At 39.3% G+C, this 16,932-nt stretch carries 19 protein-coding genes; 8 read left to right on the top strand and 11 right to left on the bottom strand.

Going from position 1 to position 16,932, the window contains the following annotated elements; genetic code table 11:
- Positions 1-11: 11 nt before the first annotated feature.
- On the bottom strand, positions 12-1,406 hold the full coding sequence (locus DIZ80_10165; protein ID RDH83150.1) for a sigma-54-dependent Fis family transcriptional regulator: 1,395 nt from the start codon (positions 1,404-1,406) through the stop codon (positions 12-14).
- 173 nt (positions 1,407-1,579) lie between these two features.
- Here DIZ80_10165 and trmL point away from each other — a divergent pair, with 173 nt between their 5' ends.
- Positions 1,580-2,044 (top strand): tRNA (uridine(34)/cytosine(34)/5-carboxymethylaminomethyluridine(34)-2'-O)-methyltransferase TrmL, encoded by a 465-nt coding sequence (gene trmL, locus DIZ80_10160; GenBank protein RDH82636.1) that lies wholly within the window; start codon positions 1,580-1,582, stop codon positions 2,042-2,044.
- Positions 2,045-2,297: 253 nt separating this feature from the next.
- Here the strand turns inward: trmL and DIZ80_10155 are convergent, their stop codons facing one another.
- The gene (locus DIZ80_10155) at positions 2,298-3,965 is read right to left on the bottom strand and encodes a hypothetical protein (GenBank protein ID RDH82635.1); all 1,668 of its coding nucleotides are present in this window, start codon (positions 3,963-3,965) and stop codon (positions 2,298-2,300) included.
- Between the two features lie 198 nt (positions 3,966-4,163).
- Here DIZ80_10155 and DIZ80_10150 point away from each other — a divergent pair, with 198 nt between their 5' ends.
- From DIZ80_10150 to DIZ80_10135, 4 genes are read left to right on the top strand one after another with little or no spacing between them, the layout of a single operon-like run.
- On the top strand, positions 4,164-4,751 hold the full coding sequence (locus DIZ80_10150) for a hypothetical protein (protein RDH82634.1): 588 nt from the start codon (positions 4,164-4,166) through the stop codon (positions 4,749-4,751).
- A gap of 11 nt (positions 4,752-4,762) precedes the next feature.
- Entirely contained in the window at positions 4,763-5,389 is a 627-nt protein-coding gene (locus DIZ80_10145; protein RDH82633.1) for a paraquat-inducible membrane protein A, read from the top strand.
- Positions 5,386-6,915 (top strand): hypothetical protein, encoded by a 1,530-nt coding sequence (locus DIZ80_10140; GenBank protein RDH82632.1) that lies wholly within the window; start codon positions 5,386-5,388, stop codon positions 6,913-6,915. The genes DIZ80_10145 and DIZ80_10140 overlap by 4 nt, the downstream gene beginning before the upstream one ends.
- On the top strand, positions 6,915-7,517 hold the full coding sequence (locus tag DIZ80_10135) for a hypothetical protein (protein ID RDH82631.1): 603 nt from the start codon (positions 6,915-6,917) through the stop codon (positions 7,515-7,517). The genes DIZ80_10140 and DIZ80_10135 overlap by 1 nt, the downstream gene beginning before the upstream one ends.
- Positions 7,518-7,537: 20 nt before the next feature.
- Here DIZ80_10135 and DIZ80_10130 read toward each other — a convergent pair whose 3' ends face one another.
- The 5 genes from DIZ80_10130 to DIZ80_10110 all read right to left on the bottom strand — a co-directional run bounded on the left by DIZ80_10130 (position 7,538) and on the right by DIZ80_10110 (position 10,511).
- Entirely contained in the window at positions 7,538-8,551 is a 1,014-nt protein-coding gene (locus DIZ80_10130) for a glycerol-3-phosphate dehydrogenase (GenBank protein RDH82630.1), read from the bottom strand.
- A gap of 8 nt (positions 8,552-8,559) precedes the next feature.
- On the bottom strand, positions 8,560-9,027 hold the full coding sequence (locus tag DIZ80_10125) for a protein-export chaperone SecB (protein RDH82629.1): 468 nt from the start codon (positions 9,025-9,027) through the stop codon (positions 8,560-8,562).
- A gap of 333 nt (positions 9,028-9,360) precedes the next feature.
- Positions 9,361-9,624, bottom strand: coding sequence for a glutaredoxin 3 (grxC, locus tag DIZ80_10120; GenBank protein ID RDH82628.1), 264 nt, complete (start codon positions 9,622-9,624; stop codon positions 9,361-9,363).
- Between the two features lie 20 nt (positions 9,625-9,644).
- The gene (locus tag DIZ80_10115; GenBank protein ID RDH83149.1) at positions 9,645-10,058 is read right to left on the bottom strand and encodes a hypothetical protein; all 414 of its coding nucleotides are present in this window, start codon (positions 10,056-10,058) and stop codon (positions 9,645-9,647) included.
- Positions 10,059-10,175: 117 nt separating this feature from the next.
- On the bottom strand, positions 10,176-10,511 hold the full coding sequence (locus DIZ80_10110) for a transcriptional regulator (GenBank protein RDH82627.1): 336 nt from the start codon (positions 10,509-10,511) through the stop codon (positions 10,176-10,178).
- Between the two features lie 170 nt (positions 10,512-10,681).
- Between DIZ80_10110 and DIZ80_10105 the strand changes: the two genes are divergently transcribed.
- Genes DIZ80_10105 through DIZ80_10095 form a run of 3 tightly spaced genes read left to right on the top strand, consistent with a single transcriptional unit; the run spans position 10,682 to position 13,833 of the window.
- A complete protein-coding gene (locus DIZ80_10105; GenBank protein RDH82626.1) occupies positions 10,682-11,866 on the top strand; it encodes a peptidase M23 in 1,185 nt (394 codons plus the stop codon).
- Positions 11,867-11,912: 46 nt separating this feature from the next.
- On the top strand, positions 11,913-13,283 hold the full coding sequence (locus DIZ80_10100; protein RDH82625.1) for a peptidase S41: 1,371 nt from the start codon (positions 11,913-11,915) through the stop codon (positions 13,281-13,283).
- Position 13,284: 1 nt separating this feature from the next.
- Positions 13,285-13,833 carry a DJ-1 family protein gene (locus DIZ80_10095; protein RDH82624.1) on the top strand — a complete coding sequence of 183 codons (549 nt, stop codon included), beginning with the start codon at positions 13,285-13,287 and terminating at the stop codon, positions 13,831-13,833.
- Positions 13,834-13,947: 114 nt separating this feature from the next.
- On the opposite strand, the gene DIZ80_10090 is transcribed toward DIZ80_10095, so the two are convergent.
- The 4 genes from DIZ80_10090 to DIZ80_10075 all read right to left on the bottom strand — a co-directional run bounded on the left by DIZ80_10090 (position 13,948) and on the right by DIZ80_10075 (position 16,932).
- Positions 13,948-14,385 carry a hypothetical protein gene (locus DIZ80_10090; GenBank protein RDH82623.1) on the bottom strand — a complete coding sequence of 146 codons (438 nt, stop codon included), beginning with the start codon at positions 14,383-14,385 and terminating at the stop codon, positions 13,948-13,950.
- A gap of 312 nt (positions 14,386-14,697) precedes the next feature.
- Positions 14,698-15,219, bottom strand: coding sequence for a hypothetical protein (locus DIZ80_10085; GenBank protein ID RDH82622.1), 522 nt, complete (start codon positions 15,217-15,219; stop codon positions 14,698-14,700).
- A gap of 14 nt (positions 15,220-15,233) precedes the next feature.
- A complete protein-coding gene (locus DIZ80_10080; GenBank protein RDH82621.1) occupies positions 15,234-15,590 on the bottom strand; it encodes a hypothetical protein in 357 nt (118 codons plus the stop codon).
- Complete coding sequence (locus DIZ80_10075; protein RDH82620.1) at positions 15,577-16,932, bottom strand: sigma-54-dependent Fis family transcriptional regulator; 1,356 nt, start codon at positions 16,930-16,932, stop codon at positions 15,577-15,579. Before DIZ80_10075 ends, DIZ80_10080 begins: the two co-directional genes overlap by 14 nt.

Below are 16,932 nucleotides of genomic sequence, written 5' to 3'. Positions count from 1 at the left end.
CCTGTAGAGGGTCATTGTTTTTTTTGCATCCTGCTATAAAGTGTTGTTCGGTTGATTTGTAATGCTTTAGCAACTTTGCTCAAATTGCCTTTATATAATTGCATTGCCTGTTGAATAACAAATTCTTCAAGTTCTTTTAGTTTTAAATTCAGATTAAGTTCACCACTGGCTATTTGTTGCTGAATTAATTTACTACTAAACAGGTTCTGTTCTGAATCATCAGTATTTTCGGATATTAAATTTTGCTCAAATTCCTGTTGTAATTGAATATGATTAATTGTTTGCCCCGGAAACTTTGTGCATAAACGAATAACAATATTACGTAACTCGCGGACATTGCCCGGAAAGTCATAAGCTTTCCAGCTCAATTCTGCATCATCGTTAAGTTTTACAGGTTTGACCGAGTCAGCATAAAACTGTAAAAAATGCTGTAATAAAAGCAGACTGTCATTTTCTCTTTCTCGCACCGGAGGCATTTGTATTTTTAATATACTCAGGCGATGAAAAAGATCGGAGCGAAAGTGACCTTCAGTTACTTCATGTTGTAGTGACTTATTAGTGGCAGCAATAATACGAGCTTTAGATTTTATGCATTGAGTTTCACCAATACGGTGAAACTCCCCGCTTTCCAGAACCCGTAATAGTTTGGCCTGTAAGTCATATGCCATTTCACCAATTTCATCGAGAAATAACGTACCTTCTCCAGCTTCTTCAAAAAAACCTTTATGTGACTTGTCCGCACCAGTAAAGGCGCCTTTGCTGTGCCCGAATAACTGTGACTCAAGAAGCTCTGGTGCGATGGCTGCGCAATTGATAACCAGATAAGGTTTATCTGCACGTTTGCTTTGTTGGTGTAATGCAGTTGCAACGAGCTCTTTACCTGTACCTGATTCACCTTCAATCAGCACGGGGAAAATAGTATCGGCAAACTGGGTGATTTGTTCACGTAAAGCAGAGACTGATGCACTGTCACCGATGATAGCCGACGTATCATTAACAGGCTCACTTTTACTTTCAACCTGCTTCAACATGAGTTGATGGTTAAGTCTGGATTGTAATAACTCCGGGTCAGCGGGTTTTGGAATAAAGTCTACTGCTCCCAGTGTTAATGCATGGTGCATATTTGCCTCGTCGCTTTGACCGGATAACACCAGTATTTTCATTTGAGAATCATGTGCCAGTAAATCTTCTATTAGTGCAAAACCTTCATCAGGATCATGGGGTAATGGTGGTAAACCCAGATCAACCAGTGCCAGTTCAGGTTTTTTATCTAATTTGGCAAGCAGGTTTCTAGCTTCAACTCTTGATTCAGCAGTCACGATCTGAAAGTGTTTTTTTAGAATAAATCCCATACTTTCAGTAATTAAGGGGTCATCATCAATGAGTAATACGATAGGCTTTTGCATATTTTTGTTCATATCGCCTGTAAGCGAATTGCCCATGGTATAAAGAGCTTAAATAGTTGTTTTATAAGAGAGTTTTTAGACCTAAAATAGAGTTTAGTCAATGGCTAATATAAGTAATTTATTGTTTTACTTAAACAAGTCTCTCTATCTTGCTGATAATTAAAGAAATAAACATGATATCTATTATTCTCTATGAACCAGAAATTCCACCCAATACCGGTAATATTATTCGGCTGTGTGCCAATATGGGCGGACAACTTCATCTGATTGAGCCTTTGGGTTTTGATATTGATGACAAAAAATTGCGCAGGGCGGGCCTTGATTATGCTGAGTTTGCTCAGATGAAGGTCTGGAAAAGCCTGGATGAATGTTTGCAAGCTAATGATTTTAATCGAGTATTTGCCTGTTCAACCAAAGGTTCAAAAAATTATAGTGAGGTTAACTATAAAGCAGGTGATGCGTTTATATTTGGCCCAGAAACCCGGGGTTTACCCGAGACATACCTGAATAGCTTGCCAGCTGAACAGGTGATTCGAATTCCTATGTTGCCGGATAGTCGCAGTATGAATTTATCGAATTCGGTTGCGGTTATTGTTTTTGAGGCCTGGCGACAGCTGGGGTTTGGTGGGGCTGTTTAGGGCTGCACGCTACTCAAGGAGCTTACTCCCTGATTTAAGTTGCCCTGTTTAGGTTTTTCTCCATCGGGGAAAGGTCGTGTTTTTTGCGCCCTGTCCCCTTAACCCATACCACTACAAGCCGACAGTGTAGTGAGTAGACTCCGTAAAACTCTTGATGGCATCACAACAGGGGACAGAGCGGGAAAGATGCTCTTTCCCCGATGGAGATGCTCCTCAGCAGGGCAAGTTACTGACGAATAAAGTGTGAAATAGCCTATTTCTTCGACTGAGATTTTATACCCTGCGTGCTTTTAACCAGATTGGATGCACCCAGTATTGCTGCAGCACCTTCAAGACTGGTTCCTCCGCCGCTGACCAGTATATGCGGCACTTTTACGATTGATGGATTTTTGATCGCTGCATCCAGCGTTTTCTCCAGTGCCTGTAATTGCATGGCACGTTCCTGCCCCAGCACTTTCGCCTGAGCCTGCTGACCTTTAGCTATTTCGATAAGTTTTAACTTCTGACCCTCACCTTCCAGTCTTAGCTGATTTTTATGGTGAACTGCTGCCTTTTCAGCGATTTCAGCCTCTACCAGTTTAGTTTGCTGGTTTGCGGTTGCTCGCTCTCTTTCAACTTTAATACGTTCTTTCTGAGCATCACGTTCTTTCTGGTAGGTGGTTTTCAGCTGGGCAGCTAACTGTTCACGTAATGTGGCAACCAGTAATTCCGGTGGAATAGCTGGTTCACCCATTCTCACTTCCTGAATGGTCACACCGGCTTTTTCGCCTTCAACTGCAATAGCCTGTTCTACTAGCTCTACAATCTTGTCCCGGTTTTCTACAAAATCCAGTACTCTTCGGCCCGGAGCTCCACCAATCGTTCTTAAAATATCGCGGATAGCGGGAGTGATGATATTGTCTTCAACCCGTTGTAAATCACCAATTGAGGCCACTACCTGAGGGGCGTCTTTTGGGTGCACCTGCACTACAACACGCATATCAACCGGTACTGTCCAGCCTTCTACTCGAACATTAATAGCTTTGTCGGCTGCATTTTTTGGTACATGTACTTCTTTTGAGGATTCTTCCTGTGAAATCGTGCCATCATCACCTACGCGTAGATTAATTGTACGTTGGTTATAACCGCCTTTATAAACCCAGGTTTGAAGTCGTGTTGGGATGATAGTCACTACATAGGCTTTTTCGTTGAGGTAATAACGTCCGGGTGGTTTAGGCTCGTTTACTACACCAATACAGCCTTTAGGGACGGTTGGTGTTGCGACTTTCGCTCCAGATACACCTGTGGTGCTTAATACATCCGGGCAGTCTTCAGTGGTTTGAATATTGGAACGAATAACGGCCACATGTCCTGTTGGCACATCCAGTGCAGGTTTGGTTTCAACATTAAACAGGTAACGGTTAATACGGTAACGTCCAGGGCGTAATACGGTTGATTGTGGCCCTTTTTGTCCTTTGCCTTCTGTTAGAAAGTGTTCGGCATTTAACATGTCTTTGAATTTGTCATCGGGCCAGGGGTCAGCTAAAAACTGACCGCTGCGTAACGGTACTCCATCATTTGCAGTTAATAGACCGTATTGGCCTTCTGGAATATTTATAACGTTTGAGTATTCTATATCGTAAAGAATTCTTACTAGTGGTCTAAAGTTAAAACCCGGACCGATAATTTCAGCCTGCGGTCCTTTCTCTCCATTTGCGGCAATAATCTGACCAGGAGGTAAATCAGGTGCAAAGTAGATGCGTTTCAGGTGGCCCACTTCATTTGAATCTACCGTGACAAAAGAACGGGATAGTAAACCCAGTATGCCGAGAATAAGTAAAGCACCTCGAACAGCCATGTTTTTTTGTTTATTAGAGGCAAAGACTTTACTGATGCTAAATGCGGCGATAATTGCTGCAATAGATAAGATAGTTATAACCATTATTCACTCCATGTTTAAGTTGAGCGATATGTTACACGTTAATTAAATTAAACGTATAGAATACTGAAGGGCATATTAGAAAAAGAGAAATCTTTAAAAATAGGCTATATAATGAAAGACTAACGTTGATGAAATTTATCGATAAAAGCGTGATGTAGAAGGAATTAAACAATCGCTAATGAAAAAAATAATCTGCTGATGGTGTGTCATGAATGTGATGCGTTGCAGGATGTATCACATATACCTGAAGGTGAGACGGGTTTATGTCTGTGCTGTGGTGAGCGATTATTTAAAAATCCAAAATCAGCGATTGAAAAACCTCTGGCTCTTATGATGGCCTGTGTCATTTTATTTATAGTCGCCAATAGCTACCCTTTGCTTCATCTTGAAATTACAGGCATTGAACGTGCGGTAACCATTACCGAATCGGCTATTATTTTTTATACGCAAGATAGTCCTGAACTGGCAATGGTTGTTTTTTTAACCAGTGTAGTGTTTCCCGGTTTTTGTGTTTTTTCTTTATTCTATGTTCTTATCTCAATTCATTTAAAAAAGCAGTTTTTATTTGTCAGGCCATTATTGGTCTGGGTTGGCCGACTTATACCCTGGGGAATGATGGATGTTTTTCTACTGGCAATACTAGTTGCTTTAGTAAAGTTGGCAGCTTTGGCTCATGTCGTGTTGGGCTTAGGTTTTATTGCTTTTGTTGCGCTGGTTGTGTGTTATGCGGCAGCAGTTTCATCCATTGAAATGCATGTCTTATGGAGCAAGCTTGAAAAAATTTAAAGACATATATTATGGATGAAAAGTTTATAAAAGCCAGAGATCTGGGGTTAGCGAGTTGTCATGTCTGTGACAAAGTTGTTCGGCTTGATGATCAGAGAGATGCAACGTGCCCAAGGTGTCACTCTAAAGTGCACTATAGAAAACACAATAGTTTAAATCGAGCGTGGGCATTATTAATTAGTGCGTTTATTATGTATATACCTGCTAATACTGAAGCGATTATGTTAACCGGTGCATTAGGTCAACAAAGTTCGGATACTATTATTAGTGGGATTTTGTATTTTCTCGCGCACGGTGACTGGCCGTTAGCACTGGTAATTTTTTCTGCTAGTGTGTTATTACCCCTGTTAAAAATAATGGCTATTGCTTATTTATTAATAATGGTGAATCGAGAAAATACATTGCGGAAAAAAGAAAAAACACGTTTATATTTAATTGCGGAAGTAATGGGCAGATGGTCAATGGTTGATGTGTTTGTGGTCGCTTTACTTGCGGCGTTAATACAGTTAGGGGAGCTTAGTTCAATTGAGGCAGGTCCAGCAGGTCTGGCATTTGCTGCAATGGTTATACTAACGATGCTTTCAGCTATGGCTTTTGATCCAAAATTAATTTGGGATACAGCGGAAAATAAAAAATGACAGACGAAATACCTAAAGCGATACCCAAATCTAATTCAACAACAAAAGATTCATTTATTTCACCAATCTGGGTTATACCAATTATTGCTGCATTAATTGGTGGCTGGTTAGTTTTTAAAGGTGCAATAAAAGAAAATGTATTTGTTGAAGTTAGCTTTAAAAGTGCGTCGGGTCTTGAGGCAGGTAAAACACCGGTTAAATTACGTAATGTAAAAGTGGGTGAATTAACTGAAGTTAAATTTTCAGAAGATTTATCCGAAGTGATCGTTGTAATGGAATTAACCGGGATGTCCAGTGATCATCTAACAGATACAACACAGTTTTGGGTGGTGCGACCACGTATTGGAGTTGAAGGCGTGAGTGGTCTTGATACATTGCTAAGTGGTGCGTTTATAGAAATTGATCCTGGTGAAGGCGGTGTGCCAGTTAAAATATTTAAAGGTTTAGAAGAACCGCAAATTTATCAGTTAGGAAACCCGGGAACAAAGTATATTTTAAAATCTGAAAAACTGGGTTCATTAAATAGAGGTTCATCCATTAAATATAGAGGTATAACGGTTGGAAGTGTCACAAGTTATAAATTAATAGAAGATCATAGCGCGGTTGAAATTGAAATATTTATAGAGGCTCCGCATGATAAGTATGTAACCAGGTATTCCCGTTTCTGGAATGCTTCAGGCATGAATTTTGAACTGGGTTCAAAAGGTTTTGAATTTGATATGGAGTCTGTGAGTACTTTAGTTGCAGGTGGTATTGCTTTTTCAAATGGTAAAGCCAGAGCTGATACACCTCAGTCTGTTGAGAATAAAATATTTAAATTACATGAAACTGAAGAGCAGGATATTGAGGAAATATTAACCTTTGGAGCACCGATGAAACTCTTTTTTGATGACGGTGTGAGTGGTTTGTCTATTGGTGCTCCAGTTGAATATAAAGGTATTCAAATTGGCACGGTAGTAAATGTTGGTGTTGAGATAGATGAAGTATCAAAAAACATGATTACGTTTGCGATTGTAGATATCGAGCCGGAACGATTGCCGTCTTCTGATGTACAGAATAGGTTAAGCAACGGTGAACGAATAAAAAGAGTATATGGTTTTTTTGAAAAGCAGGTCGAGAAAGAAGGTATGCGGGCCCAGCTTAAAAGTAATATCTTAACTGGTCAGTCGCTAATAATTTTTGATCAATTTAAAAATGAAAAGAAAGTTAATGTCAGGTATATAGGCGATAACATGGTTTTACCTACAGTGCCTGAAACAGTTACCGGATTGATGAAGCAGATTAATGAATTGATGGCCAGATTAACATCATTACCAATAGAAAATATTGGAAAAAATTTAGATGAATCAACAGAGAATTTAAATAATTTAATTAAATCTCTAAATGCAGAAGATGGCGGTATGACAGGTGTGCAGATGAATGAAACTATGGATGAGTTAAGTAAAGCGGCGCGTTCAATCAGGGCTATGTCCGAATATCTTGAGCGTCACCCTGAAGCGTTAATTAAAGGAAAAAGGCCAGAATAATGTTTATAAATAAAATTTTACAAAAGTGTGGACTTATCCTGCTGATAATTTTAATGTCTGCCTGTGGCACGTCGCCAAAAACGCATTTTTATTTATTAAGTTCAGATCGTGAAATTAATAATAATGCAACTGATTCAGTTGCGATCGGTGTCTGGAAAGTAAAATTACCGGATATTATTGATCGACCTGAAATAGTTACTCGCACCGGGCCTTATACAATAAATCTGGCTGATTTTCACCGCTGGGCAGGTGGTCTTGGTAGTAATGTGAGTTTGTTGATTGCTAATGAATTATCTTATAATTTAAAAACAGGTTATGTCGATGTCTCTCCCTGGTCAACGTATCGGAATTTTGATTATCAGGTTAAAGTGCATATTAGAGATTTTGATGGTGAGTTAGGGGGTGAAAGTTCACTGGAAGGTGCGTATATTCTTTTAAATGGTAAAGGTGATAAAAAAATAGTTGAAGAGATTTTTTCATTTAAAGAAAAAGTTAAAGGCGAAAAATATAATGACCTGGCAAAAGCGATGAGTTTGTTAGTTGTCGATTTGTCTAATGAAATATCAAAAACTATTTTGAAAATGGAAGATAAAGTTAGATAGTAACTCGTTTTGTCAGGTGTTTATTCAGACTTGGCTTCACGGCCTAATAAATCATGCACCGCATCTATAGGTGCTTTGTTTTCATAGAGCACTTTATAAGTCTGCTCAATTATCGGCATTTCAACTTTGTATTTTTGAGTGAGCAACCAGGCTTCTTTCGCTGTTTTCACACCTTCAACTGCCTGTCCAATTCTTTCTCTTGCTTGCTCTATATTTAAGCCTTCAGCCAGTGCAAGTCCCATGCGTCGATTGCGTGACTGATTATCGGTGCAGGTAAGAACAAGATCGCCCATTCCAGCAAGGCCCATAAAAGTTTCTGCCTGCGCACCCATTGCTAACCCCAGAAGCATAATCTCATGAAGGCCGCGGGTGATAAGTGCAGCACGTGTATTGGAGCCAAATCCCAGGCCATCTGCTATGCCTGCTGCAATAGCCAGAACATTTTTTAATGAGCCACCCAGTTCTACACCAAGCATATCTTCTGAGGTATATACCCTGAAGTTTCCATAATGCAAAAAGCTGGCAACTTCATCAGCAATATCATGGCTACTGGCTGCAACGGTTACAGCAGTGGGCAGGTTCCTGGCAACTTCTGTGGCAAATGTCGGCCCGGATATAACAGCGGTATATTCACAGTCAGGTAATTCTTCAGCGACGACCTGATGCACCGGTTTTGCGCTACCTTCTTCCAGACCTTTAGTGGCCCAGACGATGTGGTGCTCTTTATTTATCCACTGTTTGGTGTTTTGCAGAAACCCGCGTACTGCATGACTGGGTATTGCAATGAGTAGAGTGTTTGATTCCTGAATGGTCTTTTCTAGCTGATCGCTAAATTTCAAAGACTCTGGTAGAGGAATATCAGGCAGGTATTGCTGGTTTAAGTGTGTCTGTTGCATGCTTTTTACATGCTCGGGATTCATATCCCACAATACAACATCGTGATTAGCACGGGCTACCTGAGTAGCCAGAGCCGTTCCCCATGAGCCACCGCCAAGTACAGCAATTTTTCTTTTTAAGATGTCCTTATCCGACATAATTTAGCTTAATGTGCTGTTTCAGTCTGAGATGCTTCCTGAGCCTGTTTTTGTTGATGCTGCATATATAACGCATTAAAATTAACAGGTGATAGTAACATTTGCGGGAATCCACCTTTAGTTACCAGGTCAGAAATAGCTTCACGGGCATAAGGAAATAGTGTTTCAGGGCAGTACGCACCTAACATGCCACCAATCTGTTCCTGCTCAAAGCCAGACATCTGAAAAATACCAGATTGTTTTACTTCTACTAGAAAGGCGGTCTTTTCCTGCTGTTTAGCTGTAACTGTAATGGTTAAAGTTACTTCGTGCACGCCTTCGTTAATTGATTTGGCTTCGGTGTTAATTTGAACATTCACTTCCGGCTTCCATTCGCCATCTGTAAATACTGCTGGTGCATTGGGTGACTCGAAAGATACATCTTTGATGAATATTTTCTGTATTGCAAACTGTTGTTGTGGCTGTTCTTCGCTCATGTTTATAACCTGATTCTTAATATATTGTAATTGTAAAATTTATTGATGCTGGAGAATAACATTAAAAGAGTGGGGCTGCTAACTAATACCCTGTTGCGGAACATATCACTCGGGGACAGTCCGCCGTTTTTTGGCGCCCTGTCCCCTTAACCCATACCACCAGAAGCTGAGAGCGCAGGTTTCCGACTCTGTAAAACTCTTGATGGCACCAGTAAGGGGACGGAGCGCAAAAAACGCGGTCCATCCCCGATGGAAATGAGCCTTAACAGGACAAATAACGGAGATTAATTAAATTGAAAGAGATTTGCTTCAGACTAACAACAAAAAAACGCCCTAGTTTGCAGCAATAAGCGGGTCTAACTCGCCTTTATCATCTAGTGCTGCCATATCATCATAACCACCAACATGGGTATCACCGATAAAAATTTGTGGCACACTGGTCTGGCCAGCACGTTGTTCCATTTCCTGACGTATTTCCTGAGCATCATTCACATTGATCATGGTGAATTCTACATTTTTGCCCTTAAGTAGTTGCTTGGCCCATCCGCAATATGGGCAAAAAGGAGCGTAATAAACGGTAATATTGGCTTGTGGCATGTGGTTTCTTTAAAGTTAAATTATTTTTTAGTGACAGGTAAGTTGGCATTAGACCAGCTCATAATTCCGCCGGCCAGGTTGCTGACATTTTCAAAGCCCTGTTTGCTTAATGTTCGACAGGCGCTGTTTGAGCGACTTCCAGATCGGCAAACGGCCAGAATATGCTTGTTTTTGTGTTTATCCAGTTCAGTAAGTCGTTTAACCAGAGCTGACATAGGTATATGTATAGAATCACGAATATGGCCAGAGTTATATTCACTGCCTTCTCTCACATCCAGTATAACAACATCATCACCATTCATTAGACGAACCGCTTCATTTGCATTGAGTTGTGGAATATTGCTGAGTTTAAGGCCGATTTCAGTTTTGATAATCAGTGTGGCAATAACAGCTAATGCGGCGACCAGCATTAGATTATTCGCGGCAAACTCCATGAGTTGAGCCATTTTATACTCCAGATAAACTATGAAGCCTCTGATCACACTGTGCGATCAGAGGCTTTAATTATGTAATCAAGCCTTAAGTTAAACAGGCTTATTAAAAAACTGCTTTTACTCGTCGAAAGGACGTTGTGAGCAAAATACTTCCTGCATCATGCTAATCAGGCGTAATGTTCTTGCATCACCTACCCGGTAAAATACACGGTTAGCATCTTTGCGGGACGCTAATATACCCTTATCTCGTAATATTGCCAGATGTTGTGAAATATTACTCTGAGATGTCCCCACATTGTCAACAATGTCCTGTACGCTGACTTCATGATCCTGCAAAGTACATAAAATTTTCAGACGTAGTGGATGTGACATTGCTTTCAAAGAGCGAGAAGCGCGTTCTATATCTTCTTCCCGCGTCATTAATTGTGTGCCTTCTTCTAAATTTGCAACCATTTGATACCTTCCCGCTAAAATTGTGTTCACTAATATTAGTAATCTACCATAAAATGATACATACTTTTTAACTAAATTAAATCATCATATCCAGTGTTTTTTTATTAAAATAGGATTTTTACGATGAGCCGTGAGTCAGTAAACACCAAAAAACGACTGTATTCAATAATATGCAAAGATTTTATAACCTGAAGATTCTTATTTTTACCGGCTTTCTGGTCGTTATGTCCTCTTCTATTGCAGCAGAGACGGCGACGGACTATCAACAACGCCTCGATAGTATTCGCGATAAAATCACCAATGTTTTATCTGCACTGAGTCAGAACAAAGATCAACGCAATACGGTGCGAACTGAATTAAGAAAGCTTGAAGTCAAAATAGCCATTAGTGCTAAAAAATTAAGAAAAACCCAGAGAAAACATAAAAAATCAGTTAAAAAACTTAAAACTTCACGAGCAGAGCTAAAAAAATTAAAGCGTGATTTGGCTAAACAACGCAAAATACTGGGTGAGCAATTACGATCAGCTTATGCGATGGGGCAGCAGCCGCAGTTAAAAATGCTGTTAAATCAACAAGATCCAACTGAAATGGGTCGCGCCATGGTGTATTACACCTATCTTAATCGTGCTCGAGGAAAAGAAATATCAACATTTTTATCAAGTATAGAAAAACAGAAAAAGCTTGAAGCAAGCATAAAGAAAACCTCTGAAAATCTAGCATCATTAGTTTCTTCCAAAAAAAGAGAAAAGAAGCAATTAGGTTCACATAGAGTGAATCGAAAAAATCTGTTAGCCCGACTTAATAAAGATATTGATAACCAGCAACTCACCCTGAATGACCTGAAATCGAGTAGAAACCGTATAGAAGATCTGTTGATGGCATTAGGTGAGTTACTTGCTGATATACCGGCAGAAGCAGTTAACCAGAAACCCTTTGGGCAATTACGTGGGAAACTGCCCTGGCCTGTTAAGGGAAAATTTCGTGCAAATTTTGGAACCTCGCGTAAGCAGGGTGATCTGAAGTGGAATGGCGTTATTATTAAAGCGGATTATGATACCCGTGTTCGTGCAGTGACTCATGGCCGAGTTGCTTTTGCTGACTGGTTGCAGGGATATGGTTTTATTACCATTATTGACCATAATGATGGTTATATGAGTTTGTATGGTTACACGCAGGAACTTTATAAACAGGTTGGTGACTGGGTAGAAGCCAGTGAAGTAATTGCAACTGTTGGCGATAGTGGTGGTCAGTCTACATCAGGTTTATATTTTGAGATTCGGAAACAGGGTAAACCGGTTAACCCGAAAAAATGGTGTTCCAGAAGTATTCAGCATCTGGCTTTACTAGAGAATTAAATAAAACATCTTTGAATGCAGGGATGTGTTTTAACAGGAGTAACACATGGGTCAGTCTATCACTAAAGGTGCATTCGGCATTGCTCTTCTTGCATTGCTTAGTTTGCCGGTAAGTGGAATATTAAATTTAAGTTATGCAGAGTCGATAGAGAAAAAAGAAACTGAGGTTCAAGATCAAAGTTTGCCTCTGGAGCAATTACGTAATTTCTCAGATATTTTTGCGCGTATTAAAACAGACTATGTAGAACAGGTTAGTGACAAAGAGTTACTTGAAAATGCAATACGCGGAATGCTGTCCGGCCTGGACCCACATTCAACCTATCTTGATCCTGAAGAATATAAAGAATTAAGAATTGGCACAACAGGTCAGTTTGGCGGTTTGGGTATTCAGGTGGGTATGGAAGATGGTTATGTAAAAGTCATCTCACCAATTGATGATACGCCTGCATATCATGCGGGCTTAAAATCCGGTGATTTAATAATAAGACTTGATAATAAATCTGTAAAAGACATGAGTCTTAATGATGCAGTTAAAGTTATGAGAGGCAAACCCGGAACAACACTTGAATTAAGTGTTATACGAGAGGGTAATGAAGAACCAATTAAGTTCAAACTCAAGCGTGCAATTATTAAAGTTAAGAGCGTTAAAAGTCATTTGCTTGAACCGGGATTTGGTTATGTGCGTATTAGTACCTTTCAGTCTAAAACCGCGCGTCATTTGAAAGATGCAATTAATCAATTAGTTGATGATAATAAGTCACCACTAAATGGGTTGATTTTAGATTTACGAAATAATCCTGGCGGTGTTTTAAATGCAGCGGCAGATGTAACAGATTTGTTTGTTAAAAAAGGCAAGCTGGTTTATACGCAGGGAAGAACAGATGATTCATATTTTGAGTTTAATGCGAAGTCAGGTGATGCTTTAAATAATTCACCTATGATTGTATTGATAAATGGTGGCTCGGCATCTGCGTCAGAAATTGTTGCTGGCGCATTACAGGATCACAAACGTGCGGTGATTATGGGTGAAAAATCATTTGGTAAAGGTTCTGTGCAGACGATTCAGGAACTTAGAAATGGTGGAGCTGTAAAATTTACAACAGCAAGGTATTTTACGCCTAATGGTCGATCTATACAGGCAGAGGGCATTGTGCCAGATATTCTTCTGGATGATATGCAGGTTAGTTCAAAACGCAAAAACGGAATAAATCAGTTAAAAGAGTCTGATTTGTCTGGTCATATAAGTAATCCGAATGGGGCGTCTGAAAAGAGTAAACTTAAGGAAGAAGAAAGGCAGAAAGATGAAATGGCTGAAAAATTACAGAAAGATTACAAAATACATGAAGCTTTAAATTTGTTAAAAGGCATGCATATTTTATCTGCAAATAATAAACAGGTTGTTAACGGAGATAAATAAAATGACGAAAGTTCTGGTCCCTTTAGCGCAGGGTTGTGAGGAGCTTGAGGCAGTTACTGTTACTGATTTACTGACGCGAGCAGGTATAGAGGTTGTAACGGCGGGGCTGGATAGTGAACCTGTTGTGGCAGCACGAGGTTTAAAAATAATACCTCAGACAATAATTAATAATGTGACCGATACCCTGTTTGATATGATTGTGTTACCTGGAGGCTTGCCCGGGGCAAATCACTTACGTGATAATGACGCATTACAGAATATTTTAAAGAAACATGCAGAGAATAATAACTATCTTGCTGCAATATGCGCTGCGCCTAAAGCGCTTTTACAAGCAGGTGTTTTGGAAGGTAAAACAATAACCTGTTATCCCGGCGCACTGAATTCACTTGATCTTAGTAATATAAAGTTAACTGAAAGTGCATTGCAGATTGATGGAAAAATTGTTACATCAAGAGGCCCGGGTACGGCAATGGATTTTGCTTTAGCTTTAATAGAGTTACTTGAAGGCACGTCGAAAAAAGAAGAAGTAGAAAAAGGTTTGGTGAGGTAGATTATTTATTCTGTTGTTCAGGTACGTATCCATCGGGGACAGAGTGCAAAAAGCGTGCTCTATCCCCGATGGATATGTTGCATAGTAGAAAGTCAGAGTTGATAAATTTAAAAATTAAGGTCTAATGTAGGCGTAACCTTTTTCCTGAAGTTCAAGAATTCGTAATGCGCCTGTTCTCACTCGTTTCATGCCATTTAAAAGTTCCGGTTCTTTTCCTGTTTTCTTTGATATGGCTTTAAGGGTGCCTTCACAAACGCTGAACTGCACGCCTCTCGATTGAAGTTTTTCAATGCGATTAGTAAACACACTGCCTTTTTTTACCATAGATAAACCTGGTCCATAGACAACAACTTCTACGTCGATATTACTATTGCCAAGCTGACTTTTAAGATTGCCCGCATTTATCAAGCCCATTTTGTGAGTTAATTTATCTTTAGAATTAACCTGTATAACCATTTGATGGTCGGCTGCAGATGCCAATGGAGCGATTCCAGTAAGGCATAAAAACAAAGCGATTAATAAATAATGTTTGTTGTTTGATTTTTTATTCATATCTTGTTCCTATAGGTGTTTATCTGTTTTAGTGAGTAGTCGATAATTGATTTTAATCGCACTCAGGCTCTTCCTCTTCTGGTGGTTCACCAGATGGCCCCTGTGTTGTAGTTTCATCCGCATATGTAGTTGTTGGTACCAATATGCTGCTTAAGCTGAATAAAATAAAGAAAAAAACAGTTAACCACTTTTGTATCAGGTTATTCATTCATGTACTCCAAGGTCATTTATATAGATTATGTATGTTTTAGTTTAGATTAAGAAAAATCAGTTTGCAGAAGAAGGTACCTTTTTAATGGAAAAAAGTTGGCTTTAGGAAAGCTGGTGTTGTCGCCTCCACTCATAAAGGAAAACGGAGAGGGCATGGCTTATATTCATTGAGCCATTGATGCCGTACATGGGTAAGTGAAATGAGCCTGTGCAAAGTGCAAGAGCTTCATCTCTTATGCCTCTGGATTCATGCCCGATTAGTATTGCATCACAGGAAGAAATGTCTGATTTAAATACATCTATAGAATGTGAGGTTATTTCAAGCGCGTACAGGTGGTTGAATTGATTCCGAATATTAATAAACTCATTAAACGAAAGGGAATCAAGGGAGATATGTTTGTCGGTGCTGCGGGCTATTTTTGAAATTTTTTTATTGCTAAGGTCAATTTGATTATCGAGCAATATAATGCGTGCACTACCAATTGCATCTGCGACTCTCAGAATAGATCCAAGATTTTCTGGTGTTTGCAATCCGTCACAAACAATAACCGGAGCATTTAGTTTAGTGTTTCTTGATTGTCGTTTGTATAAGTCTGAGCCGTTAAGCTGCTTTTCATCAGGCATAGTTTATAACTGCATTATTCAAAATTAAACTCTAGATTTATCTGGCCGCCATCTACTTTTTCAAGCATTAACTTGTCGGTATTTTCGTTTGGATCTAGATGGATGTCACCGCTAATTTTATAGTCTTTATTTTGGGGCTTATTCAGGTGCTTGTTTATCATGTTATCAATAGCGTCATTTGTTTCCAGCTTTTCAAATTTGTCGTCTATAGTATGTTTATTTTCAGGCATTGATAAATCTAGCGAAACTGGAGTCTGTTTTTTTATTACCTTTAATGATTCGGTAGGGTTGTTTGAATTGTTTCCAGTATCACAGGAGATATTAGAAACTAAAGCCAATAAAAAAATGAGCATGAATTTAATCTGTTTCATTATTATCAGTAGATTTTTGCCAGTTTTGTAACTTTCGCCATAAAGTTGATTTATTAATACCTAAAAGTGATGCGGTTTGTTCTTTATTGCCGTTGCATTTATCAAGCGTTTTCATTATGTAGCGTTTTTCAAGAGCTTCCAGTGTAGGGGAATCTGCATCAATTCCCTCACCTGTATCATTGCCTATTAATACCTGATCAATACTGAGTACCGGTCCATCAGCAAGTGCAATGTGTCGTTCAATCATGTTGCGAAGTTCTCGAATATTTCCAGGCCAGCTATAAGCTTTTAGTTTATCCATTGATGGTTTATCGAAATTTTTAATGTCTCGTTGATAGCGCTCTTTGAATTCATTTATAAAGTGTTCTATAAGTAGTTCTAAATCAGCTTCTCTTTCTCGCAGAGGTGGCATGGTAATTTTAACAACATTTAAACGATGGTACAGGTCATGCCTGAACTGTCCAGCAGCGATCATTTCTTCAATGTTTCTATTCGTCGCAACAACGAATCGAACATCTATGTTTATAGGTGTGATTCCACCAACTCGAGTTATGGTTTGTGCCTGAACTGCGCGCATCAATTTCATTTGCATCGTGTCAGAAATATTACAAATTTCATCAAGAAATATGGTTCCGCCACTGGCTACTTCAAGTAACCCCTGTTTTGTTTGAGTTGCACCGGTAAAGGCGCCTTTTTCATGGCCGAATAATTCACTCTCCAGTAACGTATCTGTTAGCGAGCCACAGTCAATAACGATAAATGGCTGGTCGGAAAAAACAGAATGATTATGTAATGCATGTGCTACCAGTTCTTTGCCTGTGCCTGATTCGCCTTCAATAATGACATTGCAGCGTATATCTGAAATTTTATCGATTATTTCATAAATTTTAGATAAGGCAGTTGATCTGCCTATCATACCAAACTGATCCTGTTTATCTTTAATTCCAGGCCGAGATAATTTTTCAGTTTTTCTAACTTCTGATTTTTGTAAAACCTGATCTACCTGTTTTAGTAGTTCATCTGCATCATAAGGTTTTTTAATAAAATCGGTGGCGCCCAGACGTAACGCTTTAATGGCGTTGTCTTCTGTGGAAAAACCAGTAATCATGATAACCGGTACTTCAATATCTGTCTGACGTATAGATTCAAGTAATTCAAGTCCAGACATACCGGGCATGCTCAAGTCGGTAATAACCAGATTGCTATTATTTTCGCGAATGTCCTGCAGAGCTTCTACCGGGTTCTTGAAAATAATAATTTCATAATCTTTACTGCGGGCAAAACGACGAAATAAATCGCCGGCTGTTGGGTCGTCATCTATAAAGTGTACGCGTTTATTCAT

Source organism: endosymbiont of Galathealinum brachiosum, assembly GCA_003349885.1.
Taxonomy (GTDB): domain Bacteria; phylum Pseudomonadota; class Gammaproteobacteria; order SZUA-229; family SZUA-229; genus SZUA-229.
The sequence above is the reverse complement of the archived record's forward strand: the minus strand, read 5'-3'. Positions and strand labels throughout refer to the sequence as shown.